Here is a 10,325-nt window from a genome sequence, read left to right as displayed (position 1 = left end):
GAGATTCTGCTGCGGTATCCGGCGCTCTTGGTCCTCGTGCCCGTCCAGATCGGAACGGCCGGCAACCTCGCGTCGATAACCTGCTCGCGGCTCACGACCCAGCTCTACCTCGGGACCTACGAGCTCAGCCCGTCGAACCCCGCCCTCCGGGCGAACGCGGGCGCGGTGTTCGGACTCGCGGCGACCGTCTTCGGCGCGGTGGGGATCGCCGCGTGGGGCATCGGGCTCGCGCTCGGCGGGTCGCTCGCGCTCGGCCGGGTGCTGCTGATCTCGCTGGTCTCCGGCATGGCGCTCGCCGCGCTCGTCGTCGTCGCCAGCGTCGCCGCCGTCGAGGTGTCCTACCGCGTTGGGCTCAACCCCGACGACACGACGATCCCCGTGGTGACGAACCTCTGTGACGTCGCCGGCGTGTTGATCCTCTTCGCGGTCGTCTCGGTGGTGTTGTGAATCGATTTCCGGGAGCGTGGGCGCGCCGACCTCAGAACACGCTGTCGGCGGTCGCGGCGCCGACGACGCTGAACACGGCGCCGACCGCGACGGCCTTCGCGGTCGTCGCCACTACCGCGCCGTCGCCGATCCCGCCCTCGACGAGGAACGTGTGGGGCGCGTCGAAGATCAGCGCCAGCAGGAGCACGGAGCCGAACGCCACCGTCATCAGCGAGACGAAGCGGGTCGGGACCCCGACGAGGTCCGGCTCCTCGTCGACGTCGCGGCCGGTGTCGGCCCGGTACAGCGCGGCGTACCCGATCAGCGCCACGAGCCCGGCGGTCACGGCGGCCTGGACCCAGTTCATCCCCGCGGCGAGTTCCCACACCTCCGCGGTGACGACGAACGGCCCCGCGAGCAGGAAGCCGCCGACCGACTGCTGGGCCATGTCGGCCACCCGGAAGTTCGGGCGGCGGAGCGCTCGCGGGCGTTTCATGTCCCCCGTGGGGGGCGGAGCCGGTAAAACACCGCCGTTTTTCACCGCTCTCCCCGTCCGGCCGGTATGAGCGTTCGCGAGGAGTTCGACGAGTGGGCGGCGAGCGGGAAGGACCGCGGGATGGAGGACCGCCACTGGCACACCGCGAAACACGTCTTGGCGCGGATGCCGGTCGAGGACGGCGACGCCGTCCTCGATCTGGGCACCGGCTCGGGCTACGTGCTCCGCGCGCTCCGCGAGCGCGGCATCGGCCGCGGCTACGGCCTCGACGGCGCGCCCGAGATGGCGAACAACGCCCGCGGGTACACCGACGACGGCGCGGTCGGGTTCCTGGTCGGCGACTTCGACGAACTCCCCTTCGCCGACGACGCCCTCGACCACGTCTTCTCGATGGAGGCGTTCTACTACGCGAGCGATCCCGTCCACACGCTCGAAGAGGTTCGTCGGGTGCTGCGCCCGGGCGGCACCTTCTACTGCGCCGTCAACTACTTCGCGGAGAGCGAGACGACCCACGCGTGGCAGGAGAACATCTCCGTCGACATGACGCTGTGGTCGCGCGAGGCGTATCGGGCGGCGTTCCGCGAGGCCGGCCTGTACGTCGCCGAGCAGGACGCGATCCCGGACCGCGAGACCGAGATTCCCGACGCCTCGGAGTTCCCGACCGACGGCTACGAGACGCGCGAGGCGATGATCGATCGGTATCGGACGTGGGGGACGCTGTTGACGGTCGGCGTCGCTCCCTGATCTGGATTAAAAATACCCGTTGGCTGCGCGGTGATCTCTTATAAAAACTGAGCTGCTTGGTTGTAAATCGTCGAGAGGGGATCGGCGGAGGGAATCTTCAAAGCCCCAGCCGTGAGGAGGGCGCACGCTCGTTGCGCGCTTCAGTCGCTCACTTCGTTCGCTCCTTCCAGTGCTTACGTCGCCTGCGCCCTCCTCACGGCTGCCCCTTTGAGTCCCACCCCCACCGCTCCGCACAGCACCTCACGCCTCCCCAGCCTCGTCAGTCGCCCTCGCTTCGCTTCGGGCGACTGACTCCCTCGCGCGTGCTGCTCGCGGCCTGCGGCCGCTCGCAGGCACGCGCCACCGCAGTACGATTTATAACCATGTGCCGCCTCGGCGGTCGCGGGCGCGCTCGTTGTCTCCCCCCTCATCGCGGTCTTCCGACGGTTTAAATCGGGTCGGGACCCACGCTCCGGTAATGGAACCGAGTTCGCTCTCCGGGCTCCCCGCGGGCGTCGGCGAGGCGCTCGAAGCGGAGGGCGTCGAGGAGCTGTACCCGCCCCAGGAGGCGGCCGTCGAGGCGGGCGTCGTCGACGGCGAGAGCCTCGTCGCGGCCGTGCCGACCGCGTCGGGGAAGACGCTGATCGCGGAACTGGCGATGCTGTCGTCGATCGAGCGCGGCGGGAAGGCGCTGTACATCGTCCCGCTGCGCGCGCTCGCCAGCGAGAAGAAGGCCGAGTTCGAGCGCTGGGAGGAGTTCGGCGTCACGGTCGGCGTCTCCACGGGCAACTACGACTCCGACGGCGAGTGGCTCGCGAGCCGCGATATCATCGTCGCCACCTCGGAGAAGGTGGACTCGCTGATCCGCAACGGCGCGCCGTGGATCGACGACCTCACCTGCGTCGTCAGCGACGAGGTCCACCTCGTCGACGACTCCCACCGCGGCCCCACCCTCGAAGTGACGCTCGCGAAGCTCCGGAGGGTGAACCCGGGGCTCCAGACGGTCGCGCTCTCCGCGACCGTCGGCAACGCCGACGTCATCGCCGACTGGCTCGACGCCGAGCTCGTCGAGTCCGACTGGCGCCCCATCGAGCTGCGGACGGGGGTCCACTTCGGCAACGCGATCGAGTTCGACGACGGCAGCCGGCGCGAGGTGCCCGTCGAGCGCGGCGCAGACCAGACCGCGGAACTCGTCGCGGACGCCCTCGACACCGAGGAGGACGGGCAGGGCGGCTCCTCGCTCGTCTTCGTCAACTCCCGGCGCAACGCGGAGTCGTCGGCCCGCAAGCTCACGGACGTGACCGGCCCGCGGCTCACCGGCGACGAGCGCGACCGCCTCCGCGAGCTGGCCGAGGAGATCCGCGGCGTCTCGGACACCGACACCTCCGAGGACCTCGCGGACGCGGTCGAGGAGGGCTCGGCGTTCCACCACGCCGGGCTCGCGAGCGAGCACCGGAGCCTGGTCGAGGACGCGTTCCGCGACCGCCTGATCAAGTGCGTCTCCGCGACCCCGACGCTCGCCGCCGGCGTCAACACCCCCGCCCGCCGGGTGATCGTCCGCGACTGGCGCCGCTACGACGGCGAGTTCGGCGGGATGCAACCCCTCGACGTCCTCGAAGTCCACCAGATGTGCGGCCGCGCGGGCCGTCCCGGGCTCGATCCGTACGGCGAGGCGGTGCTGCTCGCGAGCGACGCCGACACCCGCGAGGAGCTGTTCGACCGGTACGTCTGGGCCGAGGCCGAGCCGGTCCGCTCGAAGCTGGCGGCCGAGCCCGCCCTCCGGACCCACGTCCTCGCGACGGTCGCGTCCGGCTTCGCCGCCACCCGCGAGGGGCTGCTCTCGTTCCTCGATAACACCCTCTACGCGACCCAGACCGACGACGAGGGGCGCCTGGCAGCGGTCACCGATACCGTCCTCGACTACCTCGATGTCAACGGGTTCGTCGAGCGCGACCGCGACGGCGGGAGCGAGAGCCTCGCGGCGACGGGGATCGGCCACACCGTCTCCCGGCTCTACCTCGACCCGATGAGCGCGGCCGAGATACTCGACGGGCTCCGCACCGTCGCGGACGGCGCGGACGACGAGGGCGCCGCCGGCGACTTCGTCCCCGCCGACGGCGCCGGTCCCGCCCCCGACGCGGGCGCCGAGGCCGACGCGGACGACTCCGGGTTCACGACGTACACGCGAGCGGACGAGGAGGGAGGCGACCCCGCCGCCGAGGCGGGGGAGCCGGACGACGCCGCCGCCCCCGCCGTCACCCCCCTCGGCCTCTATCACCTCGTCAGCCGGACGCCCGACACCTACGAGCTGTACCTCAAGTCCGGCGACCGCGAGGAGTACACCGAGGTCTGCTACGAGCGCGAGACGGAGTTCCTCGGGGACGTCCCCTCCGAGTACGAGGACGTGCGGTTCGAGGACTGGCTCGCCGCGCTGAAGACGGCCCGCCTGCTGGAGGACTGGGCGAACGAGGTCGACGAGGACCGGATCGCGGAGCGCTACGGCGTCGGACCGGGCGACATCCGCGGGAAGGTCGACACCGCCGAGTGGCTCCTCCGCGCCGCCGAGACGCTCGCGCGCGACGTCGAGGGGGTCGACGGCGACACGGTCGTTCGGGTGCGCGAGGCTCGCAAGCGGCTGGAGTACGGCGTCCGCGAGGAGCTGCTCGACCTCGCGGGCGTCCGCAACGTCGGCCGCAAGCGCGCCCGCCGCCTCTACGAGGCCGGCATCGAGAGCCGCGCCGACCTCCGCGAGGCGGACAAGGCGGTGGTGCTCGGCGCGCTCCGCGGCCGCGAGCGCACCGCCGAGCGGATCCTGGAGAACGCCGGCCGGGAGGACCCCTCGCTCGACGGCGTCGACCCGGACCGGTCGGCCTCCGCGGCGGCGACCGCGGGGGCGGACGCCGACGGCGACGGCGACGGACAGGCCAGCCTGGGTGATTTCGGATGACGGAGCCGTCGGGGGGCTCGTCCCGCGGGCCGTCAGCGACCTCGCCCCGACCGCCGGCGCCAGATCCCGCCGTCAGGCTCGTCGCCGGAACCTTCGCGATCGACGACCTCGACGCGTTCCTCAGCGACCTCGACGACGTCGGCCGGGAGACCGGCGCGGTCGTTCAGGCGTTCGACGCCGACCTCGTCGTCTCGACCGCTCACCTCCGGGAAGCGGTCCGGCTCGCCGCGCGAGCGATCGCCCGCGGCGAGGCGGTCGCGCGCGACCCCGGCGTCGAGGTCCTGCTGTACGCGGCCGGGCGGCGACAGATCGACCGCGCCCTCGAACTCGGCGTCTCCGAGGGAAGGCGGCCCGCGGTCGTCCTCCTCGCGGACTTCGGCGGCGTCCCCGGCGTCGACCGTCCGACCGCTGATCTGGACCGGGCCGTCGAGTCGATCCGAGCGCTCGCGGTCGATTCGATCGCGAGTCCGGACGGCGACGGGCTCCCCGTCGCCTTCGACGAGAATCGCGTCCGGGAGTTCTACGGCGTTACCGATCGCGAACTCGCCGCGACGAACGGCGACCTCGTCGACGTGGTTCGCGAGCGCGTCGCGCTGCTCGACGTCGAGAAGTGACGGCGGGTCGAGAACCGCCGGATCGTACCCCTTCGTTTCCACTGGAAACCGCTGGACGTGGATCCCTCTGGGTTCCAGTTGAAACGGCACGGAGCAGAAGTAGTCCATCCTGGATTCGAACCAGGGTCGAAGCCCCCAGAAGGCTTCAGGATTGGCCACTACCCCAATGGACTGCGCACTTATCGGTAGCCAGTACGTCTTTGTAAGCGTTGCGCGTTGCGGTCGCCGTGCGATCGGTTGACGCTCCCCGTCCGCGTCGGCGCCCCTCGCCGGCGTCGCGGTCGCGACGGCGGCGATCGCTTCCCGCTGTCGGATCGCGTTCGTGGACATATCGACGCGTTTTACACGACCGAATCCGCACGAAGCTGTATGTACGTCGGACGATTCGTCGTCGTCGCGCCGGGAGTCGGCGGCTACCGCGTCTCCTCGCGCTCGTTCCCGAACCGTCGCGTCCGCGACCGGGGCCGGACGCTCACCGTCGGTCCGACGCCGGACGCGCCGGAGACCGACAACCCATACGTCTCGTACAACTGCGCGCGCGCCGTCGAGGCCCCGACCGGGGCGCCGCTGGCGGCCCTCGGAAACGGCTCGCACGTCGACCCGATCGCGGAGAAACTGGAGCGCGGCTACCCGCCCCGCGACGCGCTCGCGTCGGCGCTGCTCGCGCTCGACTACGAGAGGGACGACTACGACACGCCTCGCGTCGCCGGGATCGTCGGCGCTGCGTCCGCGACCATCGGGGTCGTCCGCCGCGACGCGCTCCTCGTCGAGGCCGTCGACGAGCCGACGGTCGTCGCGACCTACGAGACGGACTCCCCCGAGCCGTACGACCTGACCGCGACCGACGCGGGGTCGGTCGCGACCGAACTGCTGGAGTCCGACCTCGAACACCCGGTCTGTGCCGCGGGCGCGACCGTCGACGACGGCGGCGTCTCGCTGGCGTTCGACAACGGCGACGACTGACCGCTGAGGGACTCGGAGCGCGGAGGCGCTCGTCCGCCTTTCCGGCTCCCGACGGCTTTTGAGCCCCCCGTCCGAGTGACTTCCATGGAGCGCGTCACCGCGGCCGACTACCACGACATCGCGGTCCCGTCCGATCCCCGGATCTCGCCGGACGGCGACCGCGTCGCCTTCGTGCGCCGACAGCCGAACGACGACGACAGCTACGAGGCGACGGTGTACCTCGTCGACGTCGCGGGCGACGACGACCCCCGACGGCTCACCCTTCCCGAGGGATCCGACGCCGAACCGCGCTGGAGCCCCTCCGGCGACCGGATCGCGTTCACCTCCACTCGCGGCGCCGACGACGACCGCCAGCAGCTGTGGGTCCTCCCGGTCGGCGGGGGCGAGGCCCGCCGCGTCACCGACGTCGTCGGCGGCGTCTCGTCCATCGCGTGGTCGCCAGACGGGGAGCGGATCGCGTTCGTCCAGTCGGTGACCGCCGACGACCGCGAGGCCGACCGCGACCTCGCCGTGCCGGACGACTACGAACCGGACGAGCATCCCGACCCGCGCGTCATCGACCGGACCGTCTACCGGGCGGCCGAGCGCTACTTCGACGGGCGGCGCCCCGGCGTCTACGTCGTCGACGCCGACGCGACCGTCGGGGGCGTCACGGATCCGGACCCGGCCGAGTCCCGATCGATTGAACGGGTCACCGACGGGGACGCCGACTTCGCCGCCCCGTCGTGGGGCGACGCCGACACGCTGTACTACACCGAGGCGATCGGAGACGACCCCGACGACTCGGTCGAGATCGCGATCCGCGCCCACGACTTCGCGGCCGGCGAGGCCGAGCGCGTCCACACCACGACCGGGTGGGGCGCCGACCTCGCGGCGACCGCCGACGGCCGCGTCGCCTTCACGCACGCCGAGCCGGAGCGGGTGTCGATGCAGCCGACGGACCTCCGCGTCCTCGACGCCGAGTCGGGGGCCGTCACCGACCTGACCGGCGGCCTCGACCGCGGGCTCGGCCGGGGGACGACGCCGCAGTGGGGCCCGGACGAGGCGACGCTGTACTTCGCGACGCCCGACGAGGGGAAGACGGCGCTGTGGCACGTCCCCGCCGACGGGAGCGCCGACCCCGAGCGCCTGCTCCGGCCGGGAACCGTCTCGGCCGCGACGGTCGGCGGCGAGGCCGGTACCGGACCCGAGTCGGTCACCGTCGCGTACGCCGCCAGCGAGTGGGACCACCCGGGCGACGCGTTCGCCTACGACGCCGACTCCGACGCGCCGACCCGCCTGACCGAACTGAACGCCGACTACCTCGCCGGGCGGGCGATCGGGGAGCCGGAGGAGCTCCGGTTCGAGTCCGACGGGGTGGAGATCCAGGGGTGGCTGTTGACGCCGCCGGCAGGTTCGGGCGACGGGGACGCGGCCGCCGGCGACGGCGCCGACGAGCCGTACCCGCTCGCGGTCGAGATCCACGGCGGGCCGCACGCGATGTGGTCGACCGCGGGGACGATGTGGCACGAGTTCCAGACGCTCGCGGCCCGCGGCTACGCCGTCTTCTGGTCGAACCCGCGGGGCTCGACCGGCTACGGCGAGGCGTTCATGAAAGCGATCGAGCGGGACTGGGGCGCGGTCACCCTCCGCGACGTGATGGCCGGCGTGGAGACGGTCGCCGACCGCCCGGAGATCGACGCGTCGAACGCCTTCGTCACCGGCGGCTCGTTCGGCGGCTTCATGACCGCGTGGGCGGTCGGACAGACCGACTACTTCCGCGCGGCGGTCTCCCAGCGCGGCGTCTACGACCTCACCGGCTTCTACGGCTCGACCGACGCCGCCTACAAGCTCGTCGAGGGCGACTTCGACGCGGTCCCCTCCGAGGAGCCCGAGTGGCTCTGGGAGCAGTCCCCGACCGGCCACGCCGACGCGGTCGACACGCCGACCCTCCTCGTCCACTCCGAGGACGACACGCGCACCCCGATCTGTACGGCGGAGCTGTACCACCGGATCCTCCGGAAGAACGGCGTCGACACGCGGTTCGTCAGGTACCCCCGCGAGGGCCACGAGCTCTCGCGGTCCGGCGAGCCCGCGCACGTCGTCGACCGCATCGAGCGGATCGCCCGCTGGTTCGACGGCTACTCCGCGCACCACGACGCGGACCGCGCGCTCGACCGGCCCGAGGACGACGGGCTGACCGCGGGCGAGGGAGATGACGAGGCCGAGGAGTAGGCCTCTTCGCCCCGCGAAACGCTCAGCGCTCGTCGGGCTCGAACGCGTCGATGGCGTCGTGGACGTCCGTCACCCACTCGTCGAGGGCGTCGTGGAGGCGCCGCTTGGCCTCCGGGACCGGGATCGCGGTGTACTGGTAGACGTAGCCGCCGGAGTCGAGCAGCCGCCGCCGGCGCTCGACGAGCCCCTTCTCGCGCAGCGTCGACAGCGACCGGTTCACGTTCGATCGGTCCCGGTCGAGGGCGTCGGCGAGCTCCGAAACGGTGCTGCCCGGATGCTCGAGCAGCGCGAGGTACGCGCGGCTCTCGTGGTCGCGTACGCCGAAGACGCAGGAGAGGACGTGCTCGAAGGACGGGGAGGCGTCGCCGACGAGGTCCTCGATCTCGGGGTCGCTCATACGACCCGATTCACGCGCGGCGACGTTAAATGTCGGTTTCGCCGCTCGGCGGTCTCACTCCTCGGCCGCGTAGCCCATCTGGTCGATACAGCCTCGCATCCCCGACTCGTCCGCGTGTCGATGGAGGTTCGTCGGCGTGTCGCAGTGGTACGTCTCGCCGTCGTAGCGAAGGGCGACCTCGTGGGTGGCGCCCGCGACCTCGACGTCGACGAGGATCCGCCGCCCGTCGTTGAGCGCGTCGATCAGTTCGTCGACGGCCAACTCGCCCGCCTCGACCCGGAGTACCTCGCTCATGGGTTCGATTCGGCCGTCGGTGAGTTAAAAGCGACCGATGCGTCTCGGCCCGCGGTGCCCGCGTGTCCGGTGCGGCCGCGGTCGGCGGCCTCGGCGGTCGCGTCGCGCCCGCTCACGTCTTGGTCGAATCCGGTCCGCCCTCCTCGGCGGGCGGCTCGACGCCCTCGGCGGCCGCGACGTCCTCGGTCCGCTTCTCCGCCTCGACGTGCCAGCGGTCTATCTCGGACTCGTAGTCGTCGAGGACCGCCGACACCTCGCCCTTCAGTTCGTCGTCGTTGACGTTCACCTCGAAGACGAACGTCTCGCCGTCCTCGGCGCGGGCGACCTCCTGGATGTTGGCGCTGACGAGCTCGTTGTCGAAGTAGTACGGCGCCATCTGGGTCATCACGTTCCGGTAGACCGCGTCTTCCACCTTCCGGAGCGCCTTCCGGCTGGCCGAGTCGGCCGCGCGGGCGACGTGTCCGATCGACTCGCCCCAGCTCTCGCGGGCGCTCTCGGTGTCGTTCTCCTCGACCTTCTCGTAGGACTCGGTGAGCTTCTCGCCGGCCGTCTGAAGGTCGTCGCCCGGCGACTTCCCCGCGCGCTCGCCTTTCCCCTCGTCGACAGAGGCCTGCGCCGCGGTCTTCTCCGAGACGTCCTCGTCGATGCGCTCGTGGGTCTTCGGGCGCCACTCGTCGAACTCGTAGTAGGCGTCGCCGTCGACCCCCACCTCCCGGAGCGCCAAGGCGATCCGCTCGCCGTGCTCGACGACGTCGCCCCAGTCGCCGCGCATCTTGAAGCCGGAGATGCTCTCTTCCATCGGTTGCCCCCGTTACGGAGCGAACGCGTATAAGTCTCTCCGCATTGGCGCGACTCGCCGGGGGCGGCTCGGCCGTCGGGCCCGCGGTGGGGGACTACTTCCCGTACGCGACTCGGCGCGCGAACGCGTCGAGCCGCTCCTTGAGGTCGCCGAGGTAGCCGGCGGGGGAAACACGCCGGACCGACGACTCGTCGACCTCGATCCGATCGCCCCGGAACGGATCGCGCTCGGCCCGCTCCTCCGGCGTCTGGTCTTTCGCCACCGCTCCCACGACGGTCGACATCGAACAGCGCCCGCACGCCTCCGCCTCGACGGGCTCGTCGGCGTCCGTCCGGTCGGCCTCTTCTGTCATGGTCGTTCACCGTGGGATACGGCGTCGCGGGACTTAAATCCGCGCCTCACGCGCGTGCGACGCGGGTTCGCCCCGACAGCCCGAAAATCCACGCCCCGAG

At 71.7% G+C, this 10,325-nt stretch carries 11 protein-coding genes; 6 read left to right on the top strand and 5 right to left on the bottom strand.

What is annotated here, in order from left to right:
• On the top strand, positions 1–447 hold a 447-nt coding region (locus EXE45_RS10225), incomplete at its 5' end, for a magnesium transporter (RefSeq protein ID WP_137694257.1).
• A gap of 31 nt (positions 448–478) precedes the next feature.
• Here the strand turns inward: EXE45_RS10225 and EXE45_RS10220 are convergent.
• The gene (locus EXE45_RS10220) at positions 479–922 is read right to left on the bottom strand and encodes a DUF2391 domain-containing protein (RefSeq protein WP_092919276.1); all 444 of its coding nucleotides are present in this window, start codon (positions 920–922) and stop codon (positions 479–481) included.
• Positions 923–988: 66 nt separating this feature from the next.
• On the opposite strand from EXE45_RS10220, the gene EXE45_RS10215 reads away from it, so the two are divergent.
• The 5 genes from EXE45_RS10215 (at position 989) to EXE45_RS10190 (ending at position 8,383) form a co-directional block, all read left to right on the top strand.
• The gene (locus EXE45_RS10215) at positions 989–1,666 is read left to right on the top strand and encodes a class I SAM-dependent methyltransferase (protein ID WP_092919278.1); all 678 of its coding nucleotides are present in this window, start codon (positions 989–991) and stop codon (positions 1,664–1,666) included.
• A gap of 457 nt (positions 1,667–2,123) precedes the next feature.
• The gene (locus EXE45_RS10210) at positions 2,124–4,592 is read left to right on the top strand and encodes an ATP-dependent DNA helicase (RefSeq protein WP_137694256.1); all 2,469 of its coding nucleotides are present in this window, start codon (positions 2,124–2,126) and stop codon (positions 4,590–4,592) included.
• Complete coding sequence (gene cgi121 / locus EXE45_RS10205; protein ID WP_137694255.1) at positions 4,589–5,206, top strand: KEOPS complex subunit Cgi121; 618 nt, start codon at positions 4,589–4,591, stop codon at positions 5,204–5,206. Before EXE45_RS10210 ends, cgi121 begins: the two co-directional genes overlap by 4 nt.
• A gap of 369 nt (positions 5,207–5,575) precedes the next feature.
• Positions 5,576–6,169, top strand: a complete 594-nt coding sequence (locus EXE45_RS10195; RefSeq protein ID WP_092919284.1) for an IMP cyclohydrolase — start codon at positions 5,576–5,578, stop codon at positions 6,167–6,169.
• 84 nt (positions 6,170–6,253) lie between these two features.
• Entirely contained in the window at positions 6,254–8,383 is a 2,130-nt protein-coding gene (locus EXE45_RS10190) for a S9 family peptidase (RefSeq protein ID WP_137694254.1), read from the top strand.
• Positions 8,384–8,405: 22 nt separating this feature from the next.
• Here EXE45_RS10190 and EXE45_RS10185 read toward each other — a convergent pair whose 3' ends face one another.
• From EXE45_RS10185 to EXE45_RS10170, 4 genes are all read right to left on the bottom strand, one after another.
• Positions 8,406–8,780 carry a helix-turn-helix domain-containing protein gene (locus tag EXE45_RS10185; RefSeq protein WP_092919288.1) on the bottom strand — a complete coding sequence of 125 codons (375 nt, stop codon included), beginning with the start codon at positions 8,778–8,780 and terminating at the stop codon, positions 8,406–8,408.
• Positions 8,781–8,834: 54 nt separating this feature from the next.
• Positions 8,835–9,074, bottom strand: a complete 240-nt coding sequence (locus tag EXE45_RS10180; protein WP_092919290.1) for a hypothetical protein — start codon at positions 9,072–9,074, stop codon at positions 8,835–8,837.
• Between the two features lie 112 nt (positions 9,075–9,186).
• Positions 9,187–9,873 carry a DUF5828 family protein gene (locus EXE45_RS10175; RefSeq protein WP_137694253.1) on the bottom strand — a complete coding sequence of 229 codons (687 nt, stop codon included), beginning with the start codon at positions 9,871–9,873 and terminating at the stop codon, positions 9,187–9,189.
• 94 nt (positions 9,874–9,967) lie between these two features.
• Positions 9,968–10,225 (bottom strand): hypothetical protein, encoded by a 258-nt coding sequence (locus EXE45_RS10170; protein ID WP_092919294.1) that lies wholly within the window; start codon positions 10,223–10,225, stop codon positions 9,968–9,970.
• Positions 10,226–10,325 lie beyond the last annotated feature (100 nt).

This window comes from Halorubrum sp. SP9 (assembly GCF_005435015.1).
Lineage (GTDB): Archaea > Halobacteriota > Halobacteria > Halobacteriales > Haloferacaceae > Halorubrum > Halorubrum sodomense.
Note: the sequence above shows the minus strand (reverse complement) of the source record. Positions and strands in the feature narration are given on the sequence as shown.

Excerpts from the sequence above, each read along its gene's own strand:
- EXE45_RS10220 (WP_092919276.1), bottom strand. The coding sequence starts at position 922 with ATGAAACGCCCGCGAGCGCTCCGCCGCCCGAACTTCCGGGTGGCCGAC.
- EXE45_RS10215 (WP_092919278.1), top strand. The coding sequence starts at position 989 with ATGAGCGTTCGCGAGGAGTTCGACGAGTGGGCGGCGAGCGGGAAGGAC.
- EXE45_RS10210 (WP_137694256.1), top strand. The coding sequence starts at position 2,124 with ATGGAACCGAGTTCGCTCTCCGGGCTCCCCGCGGGCGTCGGCGAGGCG.
- cgi121 (WP_137694255.1), top strand. The coding sequence starts at position 4,589 with ATGACGGAGCCGTCGGGGGGCTCGTCCCGCGGGCCGTCAGCGACCTCG.
- EXE45_RS10195 (WP_092919284.1), top strand. The coding sequence starts at position 5,576 with ATGTACGTCGGACGATTCGTCGTCGTCGCGCCGGGAGTCGGCGGCTAC.
- EXE45_RS10190 (WP_137694254.1), top strand. The coding sequence starts at position 6,254 with ATGGAGCGCGTCACCGCGGCCGACTACCACGACATCGCGGTCCCGTCC.
- EXE45_RS10185 (WP_092919288.1), bottom strand. The coding sequence starts at position 8,780 with ATGAGCGACCCCGAGATCGAGGACCTCGTCGGCGACGCCTCCCCGTCC.
- EXE45_RS10180 (WP_092919290.1), bottom strand. The coding sequence starts at position 9,074 with ATGAGCGAGGTACTCCGGGTCGAGGCGGGCGAGTTGGCCGTCGACGAA.
- EXE45_RS10175 (WP_137694253.1), bottom strand. The coding sequence starts at position 9,873 with ATGGAAGAGAGCATCTCCGGCTTCAAGATGCGCGGCGACTGGGGCGAC.
- EXE45_RS10170 (WP_092919294.1), bottom strand. The coding sequence starts at position 10,225 with ATGACAGAAGAGGCCGACCGGACGGACGCCGACGAGCCCGTCGAGGCG.